Annotated in this window: 20 protein-coding genes; 5 read left to right on the top strand and 15 right to left on the bottom strand. The window is 72.7% G+C overall.

Annotated elements, in window-relative coordinates:
• The first annotated feature begins 16 nt into the window (after positions 1-16).
• The gene (locus ACFQGL_RS25020; protein ID WP_377514859.1) at positions 17-583 is read left to right on the top strand and encodes an arsenate reductase/protein-tyrosine-phosphatase family protein; all 567 of its coding nucleotides are present in this window, start codon (positions 17-19) and stop codon (positions 581-583) included.
• On the opposite strand, the gene ACFQGL_RS25025 is transcribed toward ACFQGL_RS25020, so the two are convergent.
• On the bottom strand, positions 564-2,018 hold the full coding sequence (locus ACFQGL_RS25025) for a tyrosine-protein kinase domain-containing protein (RefSeq protein WP_377514860.1): 1,455 nt from the start codon (positions 2,016-2,018) through the stop codon (positions 564-566). The genes ACFQGL_RS25020 and ACFQGL_RS25025 overlap by 20 nt on opposite strands.
• Positions 2,019-2,356: 338 nt before the next feature.
• Between ACFQGL_RS25025 and nhaA the strand changes: the two genes are divergently transcribed.
• The gene (gene nhaA / locus ACFQGL_RS25030) at positions 2,357-3,730 is read left to right on the top strand and encodes a Na+/H+ antiporter NhaA (protein ID WP_377514862.1); all 1,374 of its coding nucleotides are present in this window, start codon (positions 2,357-2,359) and stop codon (positions 3,728-3,730) included.
• A gap of 16 nt (positions 3,731-3,746) precedes the next feature.
• Here the strand turns inward: nhaA and ACFQGL_RS25035 are convergent, their stop codons facing one another.
• From ACFQGL_RS25035 to ACFQGL_RS25080, 10 genes are all read right to left on the bottom strand, one after another.
• A complete protein-coding gene (locus tag ACFQGL_RS25035) occupies positions 3,747-3,944 on the bottom strand; it encodes a hypothetical protein (RefSeq protein ID WP_377514863.1) in 198 nt (65 codons plus the stop codon).
• On the bottom strand, positions 3,941-4,300 hold the full coding sequence (locus ACFQGL_RS25040; protein ID WP_377514864.1) for a hypothetical protein: 360 nt from the start codon (positions 4,298-4,300) through the stop codon (positions 3,941-3,943). The genes ACFQGL_RS25035 and ACFQGL_RS25040 overlap by 4 nt, the downstream gene beginning before the upstream one ends.
• On the bottom strand, positions 4,297-4,659 hold the full coding sequence (locus tag ACFQGL_RS25045) for a DUF1622 domain-containing protein (protein WP_377514865.1): 363 nt from the start codon (positions 4,657-4,659) through the stop codon (positions 4,297-4,299). Before ACFQGL_RS25045 ends, ACFQGL_RS25040 begins: the two co-directional genes overlap by 4 nt.
• Positions 4,660-4,698: 39 nt before the next feature.
• Positions 4,699-5,286, bottom strand: coding sequence for a TMEM165/GDT1 family protein (locus ACFQGL_RS25050; protein ID WP_377514866.1), 588 nt, complete (start codon positions 5,284-5,286; stop codon positions 4,699-4,701).
• 215 nt (positions 5,287-5,501) lie between these two features.
• Positions 5,502-6,467: an L-histidine N(alpha)-methyltransferase gene (egtD, locus tag ACFQGL_RS25055; protein ID WP_377514868.1), complete on the bottom strand. Its 966-nt coding sequence runs from the start codon at positions 6,465-6,467 to the stop codon at positions 5,502-5,504.
• 52 nt (positions 6,468-6,519) lie between these two features.
• On the bottom strand, positions 6,520-7,266 hold the full coding sequence (egtC, locus tag ACFQGL_RS25060; RefSeq protein WP_377514869.1) for an ergothioneine biosynthesis protein EgtC: 747 nt from the start codon (positions 7,264-7,266) through the stop codon (positions 6,520-6,522).
• Between the two features lie 28 nt (positions 7,267-7,294).
• Positions 7,295-8,626, bottom strand: coding sequence for an ergothioneine biosynthesis protein EgtB (egtB, locus tag ACFQGL_RS25065; protein ID WP_377514870.1), 1,332 nt, complete (start codon positions 8,624-8,626; stop codon positions 7,295-7,297).
• A 115-nt stretch (positions 8,627-8,741) separates the two neighbouring features.
• The gene (gene egtA, locus ACFQGL_RS25070) at positions 8,742-9,977 is read right to left on the bottom strand and encodes an ergothioneine biosynthesis glutamate--cysteine ligase EgtA (RefSeq protein WP_377514872.1); all 1,236 of its coding nucleotides are present in this window, start codon (positions 9,975-9,977) and stop codon (positions 8,742-8,744) included.
• A 159-nt stretch (positions 9,978-10,136) separates the two neighbouring features.
• A complete protein-coding gene (locus ACFQGL_RS25075) occupies positions 10,137-10,931 on the bottom strand; it encodes a hypothetical protein (RefSeq protein WP_377514873.1) in 795 nt (264 codons plus the stop codon).
• Between the two features lie 16 nt (positions 10,932-10,947).
• The gene (locus ACFQGL_RS25080) at positions 10,948-11,691 is read right to left on the bottom strand and encodes an RNA polymerase sigma factor (protein WP_377514874.1); all 744 of its coding nucleotides are present in this window, start codon (positions 11,689-11,691) and stop codon (positions 10,948-10,950) included.
• 436 nt (positions 11,692-12,127) lie between these two features.
• Here ACFQGL_RS25080 and ACFQGL_RS25085 point away from each other — a divergent pair, with 436 nt between their 5' ends.
• Positions 12,128-13,492 (top strand): serine/threonine-protein kinase, encoded by a 1,365-nt coding sequence (locus ACFQGL_RS25085; RefSeq protein WP_377514875.1) that lies wholly within the window; start codon positions 12,128-12,130, stop codon positions 13,490-13,492.
• Between the two features lie 115 nt (positions 13,493-13,607).
• A complete protein-coding gene (locus ACFQGL_RS25090; protein ID WP_377514876.1) occupies positions 13,608-14,870 on the top strand; it encodes a nucleotide sugar dehydrogenase in 1,263 nt (420 codons plus the stop codon).
• Between the two features lie 110 nt (positions 14,871-14,980).
• On the opposite strand, the gene ACFQGL_RS25095 is transcribed toward ACFQGL_RS25090, so the two are convergent.
• From ACFQGL_RS25095 to ACFQGL_RS25110, 4 genes are all read right to left on the bottom strand, one after another.
• Positions 14,981-17,464, bottom strand: a complete 2,484-nt coding sequence (locus tag ACFQGL_RS25095) for an ABC transporter permease (protein WP_377514877.1) — start codon at positions 17,462-17,464, stop codon at positions 14,981-14,983.
• 148 nt (positions 17,465-17,612) lie between these two features.
• On the bottom strand, positions 17,613-18,278 hold the full coding sequence (locus ACFQGL_RS25100) for a response regulator (RefSeq protein ID WP_377514878.1): 666 nt from the start codon (positions 18,276-18,278) through the stop codon (positions 17,613-17,615).
• Positions 18,275-19,486 (bottom strand): sensor histidine kinase, encoded by a 1,212-nt coding sequence (locus ACFQGL_RS25105; protein ID WP_377514879.1) that lies wholly within the window; start codon positions 19,484-19,486, stop codon positions 18,275-18,277. The genes ACFQGL_RS25100 and ACFQGL_RS25105 overlap by 4 nt, the downstream gene beginning before the upstream one ends.
• A 36-nt stretch (positions 19,487-19,522) precedes the next feature.
• A complete protein-coding gene (locus tag ACFQGL_RS25110; RefSeq protein WP_377514880.1) occupies positions 19,523-20,224 on the bottom strand; it encodes a DUF305 domain-containing protein in 702 nt (233 codons plus the stop codon).
• Between the two features lie 140 nt (positions 20,225-20,364).
• Between ACFQGL_RS25110 and ACFQGL_RS25115 the strand changes: the two genes are divergently transcribed.
• Positions 20,365-21,807 (top strand): LVIVD repeat-containing protein, encoded by a 1,443-nt coding sequence (locus ACFQGL_RS25115; RefSeq protein ID WP_377514881.1) that lies wholly within the window; start codon positions 20,365-20,367, stop codon positions 21,805-21,807.
• The last annotated feature ends 46 nt before the right edge of the window (positions 21,808-21,853 follow it).

Raw genomic sequence — 21,853 nt, forward strand, 5'->3', positions numbered from 1 at the left:
GACGATTGGGGTACCGATGCTCGACCGCGTGCTGTTCGTCTGCCACGCCAACCTGTGCCGGTCACCGATGGCCGAACACCTGGCCCGCAGGATGCTGTCCGACCGTCCGGTCCTGGTGGCCAGCGCCGGCACCGACGCGATGGACGGGCTGGCCATGCACCCGTACGCCAACGAGATCGTGGCCGAGAGCGGCGCGGACCCGGCGGCCTTCCGCAGCCGGGCGTTGCTCCCCGAGCACCTGGCCGACGCGACGCTGGTGCTGACCGCGACCCGGCGCCAGCGCTCGGTGTGCACCGCGCTGGCGCCGGCGGCGCTGCATCGGACGTTCACCCTGCGCCAGTTCGGCCGGCTGGCCGCGGCGGGCGAACCGGCGCCCGAACTGCCCGCCGAGTCGGCCGCCGACCCGCTGCGGGCCGCGATCGCCGCCGCCGCCCAGGCCCGGGGGCGGTTGCAACCCGCCGCCCCGGACGCGGACGACCTGCGGGACCCGATCGGCGGCACCGCCGACGACTTCCGACGCTGTGCCGAGGAAATCGAGCGGTCGCTGCGACCCCTCGCCGCGCTCATCGGTGCAGCCGGGTGAGTTCCTGGGTGCGGTCGCCGTTGACCCCGGTGCTCTCGCCGTGCCGGGCGGTCGTGGCCCGATCGGCCGGTACGGACGGCGTGGCCAACGAGGCGGCCACCCGGTAGGCCTCGTACTGGTACGCCTCGGTCCTGGCCACCTTGGCCATGTTCAGCACGCAGCCGAGCAACCGGACCGAGACCGAGTGCAGCGCGCGGGCCGCCGCGGCCACCTGGGTACGCGAGGTGCGGCCCTGTTGGGTCACCAGCAGCGCGCCGTCGGCCTGCACGGCCACCACCACACCGTCGGTCACCGCGAGCAGCGGCGCGGTGTCGATGATCACGATGTCCGCGGACTCGCGCAGCGCCAGCAGCAGGTCCGCCATCGCCTTGGAGCCGAGCAGCTCGCTCGGGTTCGGCGGGGCGGAGCCGCTGGGCAGTACCAGCAGGGACTTGTCCCCCCAGCGCTGCACCACGTCGCCGACCTGGACGTCGCCGACCAGCACGTCGGTGAGGCCGACTCCGGCGTCCAGGCCCAGGTACTCGTCGACCTTGGGGCGGCGCAGGTCCGCGTCGACCAGCAGTACCCGCCAGCCCGCCTCGGCCAGCGCGATGGCCAGGTTGCAGGAGAGTGTCGTCTTGCCCTCGCCCTGCAGGGCACTGGTGACGGCGATCACCCGGGCCGGCTCGTGCACGTCCACGAAGCGCAGGTTGGTACGCAGCTTGCGGACCGCCTCGGCTCGTGCCGAGGTCGCGGCGTCACCGATGATCAGCGGCTCGGTGCGGGCGCTGCTCTCGAACGGGATCTCGCCGAGCAGCGGGCTGCCGGTGGCCCGTTGCAGACCGGCGGAGTCCCGCAACCGGACGTCGGCGACGCCGCGCAGGATCGCCAGGCCGACGCCGAGCACCAAGCCGATCAGCCCACCGAGGGTGAGGTTGCGCATCGGCTGTGGCGACACGGGGCTGGCGCTGACCCGTGGGCCGCTGACCACCTCGATCTTCACCGGAGCCTTGCCGTCGGAGTTCGTCTCGATCTTCTGGACCAGCTCGACGAACTTCGCGGCGAGAGTTTCCGTCACCTTCAACGCCCGGGTCTGGTCGGTGTCGATGACCGACGCGCGCAGCAGCACCGTGCCCGTCTCGGTGGAGGTGGTCACCCGGCCCCGCACCTCGTCGGCGGTCAGCCCGACCGGGTTCTCGGCCACCACGCTCTGCGCCAGCCGGTCGCTGGTGAGCAGGTCGGCGTACGACTTGACGCGCTGTTGCAGGAAGAGCCCGCCCTGGTAGGCGTCGGTGACGCCGGAGTTGGGGGTGTTGACGAAGAAGGTCACCGAGGCGACGTACCGGGGTTGGGCCCGTACGGTCAGGAACGCCGAGACGCCCAGGACCACCATGACCGTGGCCAGCACGACCCACCAGTGCCGACGCACGTGGCGCAGTTGGCGGAGCAGGTCCATCAGGCGAGCCTCCGTGCCGGTCCGGTTACGCCAAAGAACTTCACGAAAACCCCCAAGGTCGTCTGCAAACTCGTGAAACCATTAAACCGGCTCATACCGCTCATGTCCGGAGTTATGTGTTTTCGGCAGCGTCGAGTACGCCCCGAATGACCAACCCGACAAACGGCCATTCGGCAGCGGCGATAACGGGGAAAAGTCGACAACCGATCGGCCGGCCTTCCGATCGCCCTGCGGTCGCCGTCGTCGACACGCCCGGATAGGGTCGGCGGTGGTGTGCCGGGAAGTCTGGTCGGCGAGTGGATCCCTGCCGTCCGACGACCCCGAGGTGAGCCCCGCAGATGCGCGACCGCACCCCACCGTCCCGCCGGGCTGCCCGGCTGTTCTCCCGGTCGTCCTGGCCCGAGGCCCGGCACCTGGCCGACGTGCTGCGCACCGAGACCGTCGGCGGGGCACTGCTGCTGCTCGGTGCAGTGATCGCGCTGAGCTGGGCGAACTCGCCGTGGGCCGACTCGTACGCCCGACTCGGCGACTGGGTGCCCTGGCCCGGCGGCGTTCGCTGGCACCTCGACCTGGACCTGGCCACCTGGGCCGCGGACGGCCTGCTCGCCATCTTCTTCTTTGTCGTGGGCCTGGAGCTCAAGCGGGAGTTCGTGGCCGGTGAACTACGCGACCCGCGCCGCGCCGCGCTGCCGGTGGTGGCCGCCCTCGGCGGGATGCTGCTGCCCGCGCTGATCTACCTGGCGGTCGTCCGGACCGCCGGCGGACAGGGGCTGCGCGGCTGGGCGATCCCGACCGCCACCGACATCGCCTTCGCGTTGGCCGTGCTGGCGGTGGTCAGCTCGCACCTGCCCCAGGGCCTACGCGCGTTCCTGCTCACCCTCGCCGTGGTCGACGACCTGTTCGCGATCACCATCATCGCGATCTTCTACACGGCCGAGTTCCACCTTGTGCCGCTGCTCGCCGCGCTGGCGGCGATCGGGCTCTTCGCGCTGCTGGTGCAGCGCGGGCGTACCTGGTGGTGGGTGCTGATCCCGCTCGCGGTCACCGCCTGGGCCCTGCTGCACGCCTCCGGTGTGCACGCCACGGTGGCCGGCGTCCTGCTCGGCTTCACCGTGCCGGTGCTGGCCCGCCGTCGGCCGGACGGCAGCGGCACCGCGGCGGATGGCAGCGGCCCGACCGGAGGTACGGGGGCGGACGGCGGCGACGGACTCGCCGCGTATCTGGAGCATCGCTGGCGTCCGGTCTCGGCCGGTCTCGCGGTGCCGATCTTCGCCCTGTTCGCCGCCGGGGTCACGCTACGCGGCACCAACCTGGGCACCCTGCTGACCGACCCGGTGGTGATCGCCATCGTCGCCGGGCTGGTGTTCGGCAAGAGCATCGGGATCTTCGGGTCCACCTACCTGCTGGCCCGGTTCACCCGCGCCGAACTCGACGACGACATCACCTGGGCCGACCTGCTCGGGATCGCCCTGCTGGCCGGAGTCGGTTTCACCGTGTCGCTGCTCATCGGCGACCTGGCGTTCGGCGCCGGCAGCGTGGCCGACGACCGCGTCAAGACGGCGGTGCTCACCGGCTCACTTCTCTCCGCCGCGATGGCCTCGGTCGTGCTGGCCCGGCGAAACGCGGTGTACCGCCGGGTAGCCGAGCGGGAACAACTGGACGCCGACGGCGACGGCGTACCCGACGTGTACCAACGGCCATCCGACGGCTGAGCCGTCCGACGGCTGGTCAGCGGCGGCGCTCGGTGGGCCGGCGCTCCTCGGTCTCCTCGGACAGGGCCTCGGCCGCCGGTGCGGTGAGATCGTCCCCGGGCACCGCCACCTCCTCGGCGAGGTCCTCCTCGTCGGGCTTCGTGTTGCGCGGCGGCTCGGGAGCGGTGGCGCCGCCGGAGTAGCCGTACTCGTTCGGTTCGTCGTGCCGGCTCATGTGGTTATCCCCCCGCTTTTCCCGGTTTCGCCTCTTACCGCCAACGGTAGGTGGTGACCGTCGACGGCGCAGGGCGGCGGGGATTGTCGGCGCGACCACGGCGGCGGGAATTGTCCGCGCGACCACGGCCGCGCGGTGGCCAGCGCCGCTGCGAGCATCTGGCGCAGCGCGACGATCGCCGCCGCGCTGGCCAGGGCGCTCCAGCCCGGCCCACCGGCGAGCCGGAGCAGACCGGCCGCGGTCAGCAGGTCCAACAGCACCCGCACGGCGGTCCGGACGGACCCGGTCGCGAACACGGTGGCCAGCCCCGCGGTCAGGGCCAGCGCGGTGACCGCGGTGACCAACGCGCCGATCACGTCCGGTGCTCCCCCTCGGCGACCTGCCGCTGCTCCTGGCGGATCTCCCGGCCGAGGAAGTAGTTCAGCGCGGTACGGATCGTCGCGATGGCCGCCAACTGGCCGATCTGGGCGAACGACGGCGACACCGCGGTGCGCAACACGTCGGCCGCCAGTTGGAACTCCAGCCCGAGGGTCAGAAACCGGCCCAGCGAGAGCCGGATCGGGGTGAAGACGGCGGCGGTGCGGTGTCGCAGCCCCTCGACCGCGAACCGCACCGCCGTCCAGACCGCACCGACGAAGATCACCACAGCCCCGGCGACCTCCACCACGGCGACCAACGCCTCGTCGCCGTGACGCAGCAGGTCCGCCGGGTCCACCCCGGGCCGTTACCCGCCACCGGGGCGGGTAGTCGGTGCTCAGGTCAGCTCGTGCACCGCTTCGAGGATCAGCCAGAGCCCGGAGATCGCGAAGAGGATCGCGGCGCCGTACTTGATGGTCTTCTCCGGCAGGCGGCGGCCGAGCAGCCTCCCGACCAGGATGGCCAGCGCGTCCGCGGCCACCATGCCGATCGTGGAGCCGAGCCAGGTGCCGAACCAGCCGTACTTGGTGGCCAGGGTGATCGTGGCGAGCATGGTCTTGTCGCCCAGCTCGGCCAGGAAGAACGCCACCGACACCGCGACGATCGCGGTCTTGCTGGTCTTCTCGGCCTTACGCTTCTCCTCCTCGGTGAGCTTGTCCCCGCGCAGGGTCCACGCGCCGAAGGCGAGGAACGCCAGACCGGCCACCAGGGAGATCCACTCGGTGGGCAGTACGGCGCCGAGGCCCGTGCCGATCGCGACCGACGCCAGGTGCACCACCGCCGTGGCGACGGTGATGCCGATCAGCACCGGAATGGGTTTGAACCGCGTGGCGAAGGTCAACGCCATCAGCTGGCTCTTGTCCCCCAGTTCGGCGACGAAGATGACACCGAAGCTGACGACCAGCGCGGCGAGGAATCCCTCCATGACATCCTTCCCGATCACGCCGGGAGGAGGTAAAGAGGCGCCCTCGACCCGGCTGCAACAGCCTGAGTCGAAGGTCTCGCCCGCCCCGGAGACCGGGGCCGCGTGGCCGGGCGCGGAACGCGCCAGTATGTCGACCACGACATTGGGGGCTACTCCCCTTCGCGCGATCAGCCTAGCCGATCATCGTCCCGGGCGGCCGGGGTGGGTGAAGAGGCTCACCGGGCCTGGGCCAGCGTGACCCCGAAGAGCCCCTGCGGATCGGTCCAGAACTCGGTCGTCGTGAAGCCCGCCGTGGCCAGCTCGGCGGCGATCCCCGCCGGGCGGAACTTCGCCGAGATCTCGGTGCGTAGTTCCTCCCCCGCGGCGAACTCCACGGTCAGGTCCAGCACCCGGACCCGCATCGGCCGCTCAGCCCGCAGCCGCATCTCGATCCACTCCCGCTCCGGATCCCAGCGGGCCACGTGCGTGAACGCCGACGGGTCGAAGTCCGCGTCCAACTCCCGATTGATCACGTGCAGCACGTTGCGGTTGAACTCGGCGGTCACCCCGGCCGCGTCGTCGTACGCCGGCACGATCACCGACGGGTCCTTCACCAGGTCGGTGCCGAGCAGCAGCCAGTCGCCGGCCTCCAACGCGGTACGCATCGCGGTCAGGAACTCGGCCCGCTCGGCCGGCAACAGGTTGCCGATGGTGCCGCCGAGGAACACCACCAGCCGTCGACCGCCGGTGGGCAACCGGTCCAACTGCCGGGTGAAGTCCCCGACGATGCCCCGGACCCGCAGCCGCGGATAGTCGGCGGCGATCTGCGCCGTGGACCCCAACAACGCGCTCACCGACACGTCCAGCGGGACGAAGGTGCCCAGCCCACCCTGGCGGGTGAAGGCGTCCAGCAGGAGGCGGGTCTTCTCCGACGAGCCGGAGCCCAACTCGATCAGGGTCTTGGCCCCGGTCAACGCCGCGATGTCCGGTGCGTGCTCGGCCAGCACCGCCCGCTCGGCCCGGGTCGGGTAGTACTCGGGCAGCCGGGTGATCTCCTCGAACAACTCGCTGCCCCGGGTGTCGTAGAACCACTTCGGCGGCAGCCACTTCGCCTCGGCGCTCAGCCCGGCCCGGACGTCCTGACGCAGGCCGCGTTCGAGGTCCTGCTCGTCGAGGTAGATCTCCAGCGGTTCCGCGGTCATCGGCTCGTTCCCTCTCTGCTCGGTCAACAGTCGCGTACCCGACCGGTGCGGGTCACCGGATCGGCAGCGGGCTCACCCGAACCTCGCTCGCCGTTGCGGTCACCAGGTGCCCCTCCGGCACCGGCCGCCACCCGGGGTCGTCGTCATGCGGCTCGGAGGAGAGCAGGACCGAGCCGGCCGCCGCGCGCACCGACAGCGCGTGCCCCACCACGCTGGCCACCACCCGATGCCCGTCGGTGAGCAGCAGGTTGAGCCGCGACCCGGGGGCCGCCGCAGCGACCTCGGCCACCGTCCGCGTGACCGCCTCGGTCGGGTCGGCGCCAGCGCGCAGCCGATGCCGGACCAGCGCCCAGAGCAACGCCGAGTCGGTGGCGGCGTCCAGGGTCAGCAGGTCGCGCACCGGCAGGCCGGCGGCGAGCGGCACCACGGCGTCCGGCCAGCCGCGGACGACCCCGTTGTGGCTGAACAGCCACCGCCCGTCCGCGAACGGCGCGGCCGCGCCGTCCAGCACCGCCATCCCCACCGTGGCCGAGCGGACGGCGGCGAGCACCGCGCCGGCACTGGTCACCGCCGCGAGCTGGGCGATGGTCGGATCGCTCCAGATCGGCTGGGCCCGCCGGTAACGCACCGGCTCGCCGTCGCCCGGATACCAGCCGACGCCGAAACCATCCGCGTTGATCGTGCCGCCGCCGCGCATGTCGCGGGGCGCCCAGGACTGGCGTACGAGCGAGTGCGGCGGTGCGAACAGCAACTCGGCCAGGGTGACCGGTGGCCCCAGGTAGGCCAGGTGTCGGCACATCAGCGGACCCCGCCGGTCGCGCGGCGGCTCACCGCTGCGACTCGTCCGGGTGGACGTCGCGGGCGCAGCGGAAACCGCTGAAGATCTGCCGCCGGATCGGATAGTCCCAGTTGCGGAAGGTGCCCCGGCAGGCGGACCGGTCGGTGCCGAACGAGCCACCGCGCAGCACCCGGTAGTCCTCGCCGAAGAAGACCTCCGAGTATTCCCGGTAGGGGAACGCGCGGAAGCCCGGATGACCGTGGAACGTGGTCGAGGTCCACTCCCAGACGTCGCCGATGAGCTGGTGCACCCCCAGCGGCGAGGCACCGGCCGGGTACGCGCCGACCGGGGCCGGCCGCAGGTGACGCTGGCCGAGATTGGCGTGCGCGTCGGTCGGATCGTCGTCGCCCCAGGGATAGCGGCGGGACCGCCCGCTCACCGGATCCCACCGGGCCGCCTTCTCCCACTCCGCCTCGGTCGGCAGCCGCTTGCCGGCCCACGTGGCGTACGCCTGCGCCTCGTGGAAGCACACATGCACCACCGGCTCGTCGGCACGGACCCGCTCCGCGCGGCCGAAGCGCTGGTATGCCCAGCCGTCGCCGTCGCGATGCCAGTGCATCGGCGCGTCGAGCTGCGCGTGGACCCGGTGCGCCCAACCCGCCGGGCTCCACCACCGCGGGTCGGCGTAACCGCCATCGGCGATGAAGGACAGATAGTCACCGTTGGTGACCGGGGCGGCGTCGATGGCGTACGCGGGCAGGTCGACCCGGTGCGCGGGGCGCTCGTTGTCCAGGGCCCACGGGTCGGTGTCCGTACCCATGGTGAACTCACCGGCCGGCACCAGCACCTCCCCGCCGGTCCGGGACTGCGGCTCCGGCGGCGGCGGCGCGTGCAGGACCGCCAGCCCCGAACGCAGCTGGTGGGTGGCGAGCATCGTCTCGTCGTGCTGCTGCTCGTGCTGGACGATCATCCCGAAGGCGAACCCGTCGGCGACCAGCGGCCGCTCGGTGAACCGCACCGTGTCCAGCAGGTCGTGCACCTTGTCCCGGACCGTACCCAGGTAGGCGCGTGCCTCCGCGGGCGCCAGCAGGGGCAGCGCGGGCCGATCCCGGCGGGGCTGCTTGAAGGCGTCGTACAGCTCGTCGATGTCGCACCGGAGCGGCTCGCGGCCCCCGACGTCACGGACCAACCAGAGCTCCTCCTGGTTGCCCACGTGGGCAAGATCCCAGACCAGCGGCGACATCAGCGGCGAGTGCTGACGCATCAGGTCGGCGTCGTCGACCACCTCGGTCAGCAGCGCGGTGCGAGACCGGGCCCGCGCCAACTCCGTCGCGATCCGGTCGCGCAGTCGCTCTCCGTCGACGTGGCCCACCGCGCTCACCGTGCCGCCTTCCGTTCGCGACTGCGGGGCTCGCAACCCCGGCTCACTCCTCGCGCTCACCGTGCCGCCCCCGTTCGCGACTGCGGGGCTCGCAACCCCGGCTCACTCCTCGCGTTCACCGGTCTCTCCTTTCCGTGGCGGCCAGCCGCCGCCGGAGGCCGCGCTGGACCTCGTCGTCGATGCCGGCCGGCAGGCCCAGCCGGGGCAGGGTGGTCAGGGCCAGGTCGAGCAGCGCCGCCGCAGCGGCGGCCAGCGCCGGGTCAGCCAGGCCGTGCCGGGCCGCCGCCGCCCAGCGGTCCGCCACCGGAGCGGCGATCGAGTGCGCCGTACCCACGGAGCGCGGATCGGCGAACAACGCGGCCAGCACCGCCAACGGGAGCCGCCAGTCCCGGCCCGGCTGGGCGTCCAGGTAACGCAGCTCCAGGTAGCCGCGCGGACGCACCGGTGGAAAGAGGGTGCTGATGTGGTAGTCGAGGTCGTCGGTGGTGGGTGGCTCGGGCAAAGCCCCGTCGAGCCAGTCCGCGAAGGTCACGCCGGGCGGTGGAGTCCAGTCCGGGCCCTGCCGGCGCAGGCAGAGCAACGGCGCGGCGAGCACGTACCGGATCCAGGCGGCCGACGGGTCCTCGTCGGCACGGCCGGGTGTCCAGACCGGACGGGTGCGGGCCGGGTCGATGGCCAGCCAGGCGGCCATTCGGGCAGACACCCAGCCGGTACGGTGCCCGGCGTGTCGGGCGGCGGAGGCGAACACCGCCAGCAGCGGCGGGCCGACGGCGTGGGCCGCGGCCCAGCGTGCCGCGACCTGGTCCGGCTCGCCAGCGTCGAGGCAGACCTGTAGGCCTGCGGTGCTGTACATCATGGTCCGGCCGGCCGGACCGCGCCGATCGAAGGTGTCGCGCATGGCGCGGTAGCGGGGGGTGTCCAGCATCGGGCGGGGGCGGCGGTACGGGTCGATGCCGCTGCGGCCCAGGATCAGCCCGGCCGCAGCCAACAGGTCGGTGACCTGGGCGATGTCGGCCTCGGTGGCCTGGATCAGCGCGGCGAGCGAGGTGCGCGGCGGGGTGGAGATCTCCAACTGGCCGCCCGGCTCCAGGGTCACCGTGCCGCCGTGTCGCAGCGGCTCGGCCGGGCTGGTGGCATCCAGCGTGACGGGGCTGTGCCGCCCCAGCGCCGCCCGCAGCCGCGCCGGGTCGACGCATCGGGCGGGATCGGCGGCGTCGTGCATGGTCCATTCCAGTTCGACGCCCGTGTGGATCGGCGGACCGGTCTTGAAACAGATCCGAGCGAGGTGCCGGCCTGCGGCGGCGGACTCACGCAGAATGGCGCCGCGGTCCAGCTCGGGCGACGTCACCATTGATCGGGCCCCCTCTTCGTGCGCCAGCTCTCGGACACCGGGACACGGTAAACCCACCCACCGACACCGACGGGGCGTCCACGGCGCCACCAACCTCTGTCTAACAGACCAGGATCGGTGGCGCAGGGCGGAACGGACGCGACCGGCGGCCCGGCCCGCTCACTTCGGGGTACGCCGGGTGGTCGCCGCTTGGGACGGGGTGGCCGAAACCGGCCGGGACGGTGTCGCCTCGGGCACCAGCCGCCGGCAGTACGCCTCGACCTGCGCGGGATCGCCCGCTGCGGTCACCAGCCTCTGGAATGCCGGCGTGCGCAACGCCTTCTCCCGCTGGTCGGGCTTCTTGGCCAGCCAGGCTCGGCACAGCCCGTGCACCTGCTTGTCGGACGACGGCGTGGCGGACGGCGTACCGGTGGCGGACGGCGTGGGTATCGCGGACGGTGTCCCGGGCGTCGCCGACCGGCTGGGCGCGGCGGTACGGTCGCCGGTCGGGGTCGCCTCGACGTCGCTGGGTGTGGCCGGCGCGCTGCTCGGCACCGGCGGCACCGGGTCCGGGACGCGATCCAGGGCGACCGCGGCGACGGCGGCACCCGCGGTGGCGGTCGCCGCCACCGCGCCGAGCCAGATCACCGCGCCGCGGGTCAGCCGGCGGCGGTGCGGCCGGCGGGCCGCAGCGGGTGCCGGATCGCCCCGGGCGGCCCGGAACGCGGCCACCGCCGCCTCTTCACCGGCCAGCTCCCGGGGCCGGGCAGGGCCGGCAGCCGCGGCGAGCAGGCGGGCCAGCGGGTCGGCCGAGGTTCCGGCCGGGTCGGCGGCACCGGCGGGCGGCGGCAGCACGTCGGGGTCGGTGGGCGTGGCAGGACCATCCTGCGGCGGCACACCGTCGGCGTGGGCCGCGTCGAGCAGCCGTTCGGTCTCGGCAGGGTCGGCGGGCCGCTCCGGCCGGTGCGGGTTCATCCGGAATTCCCTCACGTCAACCGTCCGCCCGCTCGGTGTGTGACGGCCGCCGGGTCTGGCCGGTGCGTGGACGTGGCGGCGAGATCCCCTCGGAACCCGACGGCAGTACGTCCTTGACCTCGACCGGCGGCGCGACGGCACCGACCGGCGGCGCGACGGCACCGACCGGCGGCGCGACGGCACCGACCGGCGGCGCGACGGCACCAGCACCCGTCCGCGGGCCCGGCTCCTGCCGTTCGAGCAGGGCGGCGAGCCGTCGCAGGCCCCGGTGCGCGGCGGTCCGGACGGCACCAGCCCGGCGGCCCAGCACCCGGCCGGCGGACTCCGCGTCGAGGCCGATCACGGCTCGCAGCAGCACCGCCTCGGCCTCCCGGGGCGGCAGCGTGGCGATCAGTGCCAAGGCCGCCTCGGTGCCGATCGTCTCGCCGGCCCGCTCGGCGGTGTCCGCATCGCCGGCCAGCTCGCTGAGCGCCTGCACCGGAACCGGCGACGACGGTCGGCGACGCAGCCGGCGCAGGTGGTCCATGGCCCGGTTGCGGGCGATGGTGACGGCCCAGGCCCGGAACTCGCCGCCGGTGAAGCTGGGCAGGTCGCGGGAAATCTGCAGCCAGGTCTCCGACGCGACGTCCTCGGCGTCCGAGCCGACCAGTGCGGTCAGATAGCGCAGCAGGCCGGGCTGGAGACTGCGGTACAGGAAACGGAAGGCATCCTCGTCCCCAGCCTGTGCCGCGGTGACCGCCTCCGCCAACTCGCCGGTCATCCGCGGCTCCCGCGTCGCGACCCGGCGGGCGGAACCGGAGCACGCCGCGGCGCACGAACCGCCGGCCCGACCAGTTCCCGCACCCGCACCGCCTCCGCCGATCTGGTCGCGCCCTCCGCCGCCCGAGCCGGGCTAACGCTAGGAGTGGACCACCGGGGCGACAAGGCGGCACGTTGTCACGGAACCGTGACAATTTTCAACTCGGCCGGCCATCGCGCCGCCGTGACCTGCGGACACTCCCCGCGCCGGGGTTCAATCGACCACCATCATCGGATACGCGTACGGCAGCGTGTGTCGGGTTTTGTCACGCGCCGTCGTCAAACCGTCACAGAACGACCACGTTGCCCCAGGTCAGACCGTATGTATCGGTGGATCCAGCCGCCCGGCCGAGCTCCCGCGGCGCGCCGTTCCGGGCCAGTCTGGGTACGGTAAGGCTGTGTTGTCATCGGAGGTCGTGCTCAGCGGTCGGTACCGCCTGGACGAACGTGTCGCCACCGGCGGCATGGGCGACGTCTGGCGTGCCTCGGACGTGGTGCTCGGCCGGCAGGTCGCGGTCAAGGTCCTGCTGCCGGCGCTCGTGTCCGACCCCGATTTCATCGCCCGGTTCCGGGCCGAGGCGCGGATCATGGCGGCGCTGCGGCACCCCGGCATCGTCCAGGTCTACGACTGCGGTGCGGACGACCTGCCCGACGGCGGTCGGGCGGACTACCTGGTCATGGAATTCGTGGACGGCGAGCCGCTGTCCAAGATGATCGAGGCGGCCGGCCGGCTCGAGGTGGCCGAGACGATGTCGATCGTGGCGCAGGCCGCCCAGGCGCTCAACGCGGCACATCGCGGTGGCATCGTGCACCGTGACGTCAAGCCCAGCAACCTGCTGGTGCAGGCCGACGGCACGGTCGTCCTGGTCGACTTCGGCGTGGCCCGCTCCACCAACGTCACCAGCATCACCAGCACCAACGCGGTGCCGGGCACCGCGCTCTACATGGCGCCCGAGCAGGCCGCCGGCCGACCGGTCAGCGGCGCCACCGACATCTACGCTCTCGGCGCGGTCGCCTACTGCTGCCTCACCGGCAGCCCGCCGTTCACCGGCGACAACCCGCTCCAGGTTGCCGTCCGGCATCTGGACGACGAGCCGCCGGAGCTGCCGCACGAGATCCCGGAGGCGGTCCGGGCCCTGGTGTCCCGGGCCCTGGCCAAGGATCCGCTCGAGCGTTTCACCAGTGGCGCGGCGATGGCCGAGGCCGCACGGACCGCGGTGACCGACGGCGAACCACCCACCGCGATGGCACCGGCGGCGTCCCCGCTGCGCGACGCCGGACCGGGCACCCGTACCGACGTGCCGGTCGGCGCGGCGGTGGCTGATCGTCCGCGCCGACGCGGCCCACTGGTCGGCGCGGCGGCGGCCGTGCTGGTCGCGTTGGTCGGGCTGGGCGCGGCACTGGGTGCCGCGCGGAACGCGAATGAGGAGCCGGCGGTCAAGCTGCCGACCACCTCGCCGACCGTGGCACCGAGTGACGAGGTCGACGTGCCGGCCGCGAACGAGGAGATCACCATGGATCCGGCCCGGCCGAACCGGCCGGCCGGCCCCGGCGTGACCCCGTCGGCCTCGGTCACCGCGACACCGAGCGCGCAGCCCAGCGAGACGACCGGCCCGCCGACGCCGACGCCGACGGTCACCACGGCACCGCCGACGACCGCGCCGCCGACCACCGCCCCGCCGACCACCGCCCCGCCCCCCACGCCCGAGCCGACCGACACCGAGACCACGCCGGTCGACCCGGAGGGGCCGCCGCCCGGCTGATCCGATAGGCGACACTGACCCCACCAGCACCGATATCCCCAAAACGGACTTACGTCGCCGAAGACCCCTCTAGGCTCCGAGCAGGTCATTTCCACCGTCTGCCGCAGGAGCCCGGGTGAGCGCTGAGAAGCTGGTCGTGATCGGCCAGGGATACGTCGGACTGCCGTTGGCCATGCGGGCCGTCGAGGCTGGGCTGAATGTGGTCGGCCTCGACGTCGACGCCGATCGGGTGAAGCGGCTCGCCTCCGGCGAGTCGTTCATCGAGGACATCCCGACCGATCGGCTGGGTCGGGCGCTGGGCAGCGGCCGATACAACCCGAGCACCGAGTACACCGACGCCGAGGGCTTCGACATCTGCGTCATCACGGTGCCCACGCCGCTGCGTGACGGCACCCCCGACCTGAGCTTCGTCGAGCAGGCCGGCGTCGGCATCGGGCCGTACGTGCGGCCCGGCTGCACGGTGATCCTGGAGTCGACCACCTACCCGGGGACCACCGAGGAGTTGCTGCGTCCGCTGCTGGAGAAGGCCAGCGGGCTGCGCAGCCCCGGCGACTTCCACCTCGGCTACAGCCCGGAGCGGATCGATCCCGGCAACCCCAACTGGCGGCTGGAGAACACCCCGAAGGTCGTCTCCGGTGTGGACCCCGCGTCGCTGGCCCGGGTGGACGGGTTCTACCGGCGCCTCGTGGAGCGCACCGTGCCGGTGGACTCCACCCAGGTCGCCGAGCTGACCAAGCTGATCGAGAACACGTTCCGGCAGGTCAACATCGCGTTGATCAACGAGCTGACGATGCTCTCGCACCACCTGGACATCGACGTCTGGCAGGCCATCGACGCGGCGGAGACCAAACCGTTCGGTTTCCTGCCCTTCCGGCCCGGTCCGGGGGTGGGCGGGCACTGCCTGCCGATCGACCCCTGCTACCTGTCCTGGCAGGTCAAGCGCCGCCTCGGCCGACAGTTCCGGTTCATCGAGCTGGCCAACGACGTCAACCACGAGATGCCCGAGCACGTCGCGCAACGGATCATGGGCGGGCTGAACCGGGCCGGCCAGGCGGTCAGCGGTGCCCGGCTCCTGCTGCTCGGGCTGGCGTACAAGAAGAACACCGGTGACATGCGGGACTCCCCCGCGGTCGACGTGGCCCGACGGTTGCAGGCCCTCGGCGCCCAGGTGCACGCGGTCGAGCCGTACGCCGAGCCACACCAGATACCCGCCGGGGTGACCGTGGTCGCTCTGACCGAGCGGGAGGTACGGGACGCGGACGCGGTGGTGGTGGTCACCGACCACGACAGCTTCGACTACGACCTGGTGGTGCAGCACGCCCGGTACGTCTTCGACACCCGCAACCGGTGCGTCGGCCCGATGGTCGAGCGCCTGTAGACCCGGCACCGCTGGCCGGTCCCGTCGCCGGGGAAGACGGCGGGGCCGGCCGGCGGATGTCGGACACCACGACACCGCCGGGCATCGTCGGCCGCGCGACCTCGGTGCCGTCACTGGTCGGCGAGCGCCTCGACGACCGGTCGGGACAACGCCCGGCGGGCCGGCAGCACCGAGGCGAGCAGCGCGGCCAGCACCGCGACCCCCAGGAGCAATCCGAGCTGGCCGAGTGGCAGCACCACGTGGAAGTCCCCGCCGAGACGGGCCAGCAGGGCCATCGCGGCGGCACTGACCCCGGTGCCCAACCCGACGCCGAGCACCGCGCCGACCAGTGCCATCAGCACCGCCTCGACGGCGAGCATGGCCCGCATCCGGCCCCTGGTCATGCCGACCGCGCGCAGCACCGCGTTCTCCCTGGTCCGCTCCACCACCGACAGGGTCAGCGTGTTGGCCACCCCCACCAGGGCGATCACCACGGCCAGCCCGAGCAGCGCGGTGACGAAGGCCAGCAGCATGTCGATCGTGCCGGTGAGCATCTTCTTGTACGCGCCCTGGTCCATCAGGTTCACCGTGGGGTAGCGGGCGAGCACCGCCTCGATCGCGTCCCGGGCCCGCTCCGCGCTGACCCCGGCCGCGGGGTCGACCTCGGCCAGGACGCCCCGTTCCCGGGGGAAGAGCGCGCCGAAGTCCGCGTCCGCCATCTCGATCACGTGACCGGCCGGTGCGTCGCTGGCGACCATGGCCCGCGTGTCGTCGGCGACCACCGCGGCCACCCGGAACGTCCGCCCCCGGACCGTGACCGGTGCGCCGACCTGCCAGCCACGCTGCTGCGCCAACTCCCGGTGCACCAGGACCTGCCCCGCCCCGAGCCGACCGACGTCACCGGCCAGCACGTCGGTCACCGTGCGGCCGACCAGCGCCGGATGGGCGGCACGGATCTCGACGCCGGCGCTGACCGTGCTGATCTGCTCGTGCACCACGCCCAACTCGGGTTGGGCCGCCAGCTCACCGGCGAGCGGGGCGGGCAGGGTCTGACCGATTCCGTTGACCGCGAAGTCGGTCCCGATCTCGGCGTCCACACTGCGCTCGATGCCGTCCTTGGTGCTCCGGGCCCCGACCACGAACGCCGAGACCAGTCCGATTCCGATCACCAGGGCGGTGGCGGTCGCGGCGACCCGGCGGGGATTGCGGACCGCGTTGGTCACCGCCAGCCCGGCGGTCGCACCGACCAGCTGGCGGACCGGCCAGCCGAAGACCCGGACCAGTGCCGGGACGAGCACCGGCCCGAACAGCACGATCCCGAAGAAGGCCAGCACCCCGCCGGCCGCCACCAGCACCAGCTGGCCGGCGCTGGCGGCTCCGGCCAGCGCGGCGACGCCGGCCGCCAGCACCACCGCGCCGAGGGCGAGCCGGAGCCGACCCGCGCCCCTGCCGGGCTGCACCTGGGCGTCGGTGAGCGCGGCCACCGGGGCGACCCGGGTGCCCCGCCAGGCCGGCAGCAGGGCGGCGCCCACGGTGAGCGCGGTGCCCAGCAGCAGACCGCTCAGCACGGTCGACGCGGTCACCGTGAGCCCGTCGGAGACCGGCGCGTCCAGCCGGGACATCAACACCCGCAGCCCACCGGCCAGGCCCACCCCGAGCAGCACGCCGAGCGCCGAGGCGACCGCCCCGATCACCGCCGACTCCAGCAGGGTGGCCCGGAAGACCTGCCCCCGGGTGGCGCCAACCAGACGCAGCAGCGCGGTCCGCCGGGTGCGCTGGGCCAACACGATCGCGAAGGTGTTGGCGATCACGAAGCCGGCCACCACCACGGCGACCCCCACGAAGATCATCAGCAGCATCCGGAACTGCTCCACGTTGCGGACCGCCTCCTCGACCGCCTCGTCGAGAATCTGCTGACGGCCCTTCACGGTGGCATCGGTGCCGGCCACGGCGCGCACCCGGTCGGCAAGCGCCGTGCCGGAGGTTCCCGGTCGGGCCGCCACCACGATCCGGCCGTACCCACGCTCGCCGGTCACCGCGAGGGCGTCCGAGCCGACCAGGCCCACGAACGGACCACCGATGTCGCGGACGGTGCCGGCCACGTCGACGGTTCCGACCAGGGTGTACGGGCGGGCAGCGCCGCCGGTGCCGCCGACGCGGACCGCAGCGCCGAGCACGAAGCCCTCCTCGGCGACCGTCGGCGCGTCGAGCACCACCTCCCCCGCGTGGTCGGGCAACCGACCAGCGATGACGTCGTACGAGCGCAGGGCGTCCTCGGTGGGGATCGCGGCGAGCATGGTGTAGCCGAGCACCGGACGACCGTCGGCGCCGACGACACCGCCGGTGCCGGTCAGCTCTCCGGCGGCGGCGGTCACCCCGTCGACGGCCCGGACCCGGTCGACCAGGCTGGCGGGCAGCGGAGTGCTGCCGGTCGGGTAGACCCCGAGGTCGGTGTGCCGGTCGAAGGCACCGGCCCGGTCGTACGCGCCGGCCCGCATTCCGTCGACGAGGATCAGGGTGCCGGCGATGAACGCGACGCCGAGCACGACGGCCAACGCGGAGAGCAGCATGCGCAGCGCCTCGGCACGTAACGAGCGCAGGGTCAGGCGGATCATGTGGGGCTCCCCGGTGCGGGTGTGGATCGCGACCTCTCCGACGCTATGGCCGGTACGGGTCGATCGATCTCCACCTGCGCGCTCGACCCGTGTGCGCCCCGGGTCGCGGTGAGCCCGGCGGCCGGTACGACTCAGGTCGTACGCCGGGTCACCCGCCGGGCGTGACCAGCCCGCTCTCGTACGCCAGCACCACCGCCTGGACCCGGTCGCGCAGGTGGAGCTTGGCCAGGATCCGCCCGACGTGGGTCTTCACCGTCGCCTCGGCCACGTGCACCCGGGCGGCGATCTCCGCATTGGACAGCCCCTGCGCGACCAGCAGCAGCACCTCGCGCTCCCGCTCGGTGAGCTGGGCCAGGCGGGGGTCGGCGGTCGGGCCGGCGCCGAGTTGACCGGCGAACCGATCGAGCAGCCGCCGGGTGATCGACGGCGCGACCACCGAGTCGCCCTGCGCCACCACCCGGATCGCGGCCAGCAGCTCCTCCGGCGGGACGTTCTTGAGCAGGAATCCGCTCGCCCCGGCCTGCAACGCGGCGAACGCGTCCGCCTCGGTGTCGAACGTGGTCAGCACCAGCACCCGGGGTGGGCCGGCGGGACGGTCGGCGCAGAGCCGTCGGGTCGCCTCCACCCCGTCCATGGTCGGCATCCGGATGTCCATCACCACCACGTCGGCCTCGGTGCGGGCGAGCACCCGCAGCGCGTCCGCGCCGTCGATCGCCTCACCGACCACCTCCAGGTCGGGCTGGGAGTCCAGCACCATCCGGAACCCGGCGCGAACCAGCGCCTGGTCGTCCACGATCACCACCCGGACCGTCATGCCGCGATCACCTCCGTTGCCGGGTCCGACGGTAGCGGCAGCCGGGCCTCGACCTGCCAGCCCCCGGCCGGTCGGGGGCCCGCGGTGAGGCTGCCGTCGTACACCGTCACCCGCTCCCGCATGCCGAGCAGGCCGTGACCGCCGGACGGCGCCGGGCTGACCACCGGACGGCCGCGCCCGTCGTCGCGGACCCGGACCACGACGGCGTCGAGGGTGTACGTCAGGGTCAGCTCGACCTCGGCGCCGACGCCGGCGTGCTTGAGCGCGTTGGTCAGCGCCTCCTGCACGACGCGGTAGATGGTCAGCTCCAGGCCCGGCGGCAGCGCCGGCAGCTCGCCGTCGGTGGTGTGCCGGACGCGCAGCCCGGCGGCACGGAACCGGGCCAGCAGTTCGGGCAGCTCGGCCAGGGCCAGCCGACGGTGCTCCGGGTCGGCGGCCACCGCGGGCCCGTCCCCGCCGGCCGGGCCCGCGTCCCGCAGGACGCCGACCAGCCGGCGCATCTCCTCCAGCGCCTGCCGGCCGGTGTCGGCGACCACCTTCACCGCCGTTCGGGCCTGTTCGGGGTCACGGTCGAGCATGAACCGCGCGCCGTCCGCCTGGACGATCATCACCGCCATGCTGTGCGCCACCACGTCGTGCAGCTCGCGGGCGATGCGGGTGCGTTCCTCGGCCACCGCCGCCCGGGACTCGGCCTCGCGCTCGCGTTCCAGGGTGCTGGCCCGCTCCTCGAGGCTGAGCACGTAGAGGCGCCGGGTACGCACGTTCAGCGCGACCAGCCAGACCGCGCCGGTGACCAGCGCGTACCAGATCGCGGTCACCCACCAACTGATGACGCCCGGGGTCTGGGCGGCGGCGAGCAGCACGCCCACCGCTGCGACCCCACCGGCGACCACCCCGTCCCGGAGCCGCTCGGCGTACTTCACCACGCTGTAGAGCGTGATCAGGACGGCGACGTCGTAGGCCTGCGGACCCCACTGGGCGATCACCTGCACCAGGGCGAGCGCCGCGACCACCACGGTCACCGCGCTCGGGTGCGCGCGGCGGAACAGCAGCGCCGCCGCCATCCCCACGCCGACTCCGGTGGCCGCCCAGCCGCCGGGCTGGCTGACCGCGGCGGTCAGGCTGACCAGCGCCACCACGCCGGAGACCGCCACGTCGAAGGCGACGCCGCGCAGCGGGCGACCAAACACGGTGCGTCTCACGATCACCCAGCGTACGTGTGCCGCGGGGCCGGCCTCGCGACGTCAGCTACCGAGGACCTCGCGCAGGCGGTCGATCTCGACGGTCTGCTCGGTGGCGACCGAGTTGGCGAACTCGTTGAGCGTCAGGTCGGCGCCGACCGTGAGCAGGTTGGTGGCCAACTCGATGGCACCCCGGTGGTGTTCGGTCATCATCCGTACGAAGAGACGGTCGAAGTCGGCGCCGCGGGCGGCGGCGAGTTGTCGCATCGCCTCCGGCGACTGCATGCCCCGCATGGCGCCGTGATCGTGCCCCTGGACCTCGGCCGGGAGGCCACGGGTCTGCAGCCAGCCACGCATCAGGCCCATCTCCGGCCCCTGGCTGGCCTGGATCCGGTCGGCGAGGGCGCGGATGTCGGGGTCGGCGGCCCGGTCGGGGGCGAGCCGCGCCATCTCCAGGGCCTGCGCGTGGTGCGGGATCATCATCCGTACGAACTCGACGTCCAACGCGTTGTGCGGGGTCGCGCCGGCACCGCGGACCTCGGTGGCCGGGCGGGTGGCCGCCGACTCGCCCGGGCGGCCGGGGACGATGACCGTGAGGTCGGTGGGGATGGGGCTCGCCGCGGGCGTGGTGGCGACCGGCGTCGAGACCGGCCGCGCGGTGCCCGTTGTCGAGTCTCCCCCGGCGCGGATCACGACGACGGCCACCAGCGGCAACACGAGCGCCAGTGTGACGATCGCCAGGATGCGTGCGCGCCGGTTGGTCATGAGCCACTCCCTGGGGTCGAGGTCACCGCGATGTTATCCATTGACGAAGAGCCTCCGGTGTGACCTGAGTCACATCGATGCTCTTCGTCGGACGGTAACGTGACGCCCATCGTCTCCCCCCTCGCGAAGGGCCTTCGCCGATGATCAGACTCCACAAGCCACGGTTACGACAACTCCGGATCGTGGGCCTCGCCGCGACCGGTCTGCTCGTCGCCAGCGTCCTCGTCGCCCCGGCGAGCAACGCGCAGGTCGCGCCGGAAGCGGCCCCAGCGGCCGCCGTCAACACCATCCCCGGTGTCGACGAGATCGTGAGCAGCCCCAACCTGCGCCAGATCGCCAACGTGCCCAAGGTCGCCCCGCTGGACGCGACCAACAGCGACATCGCCTTTCAGGGCAAGTACGCCTTCGCGGGCAACTACAACGGGTTCGTCATCTACGACATCTCGCGGCCCAGCGCGCCGACGGTCGTGGCCCGGGTGCTCTGCCCGGGGTCGCAGAACGACATCTCCCTCCACGGTGACCTGCTCTTCCTCTCCACCGACTCGTCGCGCAGCGACGACTCCTGCAACAGCACCACGCAGGGAGCGGACGTGAAGGGGTCCTGGGAGGGCATCAAGATCTTCGACATCAAGAACAAGGCCAACCCGCGCTACATCAAGTCCGTCGAGACGGCCTGCGGCTCGCACACCCACACCCTGGTGCCGGGCAAGGACCGCAAGGCGATCTACCTGTACGTGTCGTCGTACAGCCCGCGGGCGGAGTTTCCGGACTGCCAGCCGCCGCACGACTCCATTTCGATCATCAAGGTGCCGGTGAAGAAGCCGACCGAGGCGTCGGTGATCTCGACTCCGAACCTCTTCCCGGACGGCGGCTTCCCGGGCAGCGAGACCGGGTCGGCGACCACGGGTTGCCACGACATCACCGCGTACCCGTCCAAGGACCTGGCCGCCGGTGCGTGCATGGGTGACGGCATCCTGCTGGACATCCGCAACCGGGAAGCGCCCCGCGTGATCAACCGCGTCCGGGACACGACCAACTTCGCGTTCTGGCACTCGGCCACCTTCAACAACTCCGGCACGAAGGTGATCTTCACCGACGAGCTGGGCGGCGGCGGCGCGGCGACCTGCAACGAGGCCATCGGGCCGAACCGTGGCGCGGACGCCATCTACGACATCACCGGTCGCGGCAACTCGCGGACGATGACCTTCCGCAGCTACTACAAGATCCCGCGCGTCAACGCCGACACCGAGAACTGTGTGGCGCACAACGGCTCGCTGATCCCGGTGCTCGGACGGGACATCATGGTCCAGGCGTGGTACCAGGGTGGCATCTCGGTGTGGGACTTCACCGACTCGGCCCACCCGACGGAGATCGCCTTCTGGGAGCGCGGCCCGCTCTCGGCCGACACGTTCGTCGGTGGTGGCACGTGGTCCGCGTACTACTACAACGGCCACATCTACTCCAACGACATGGTCAAGGGCCTCGACGTCCTGGAGCTGAACGACTGGCGTACCTGGACGGCGAAGCTCACCCGCTACCCGGAGCTCAACGTGCAGACCCAGCCCAGCTACCTGGGCTGGTAGGCACCGCGCACCGAGCTGGGCGGCACCGCAGCACGACACCGGGCCC

The organism is Micromonospora vulcania (assembly GCF_042658605.1).
In the GTDB taxonomy this organism is placed as follows: Bacteria; Actinomycetota; Actinomycetes; order Mycobacteriales; family Micromonosporaceae; genus Micromonospora; species Micromonospora vulcania.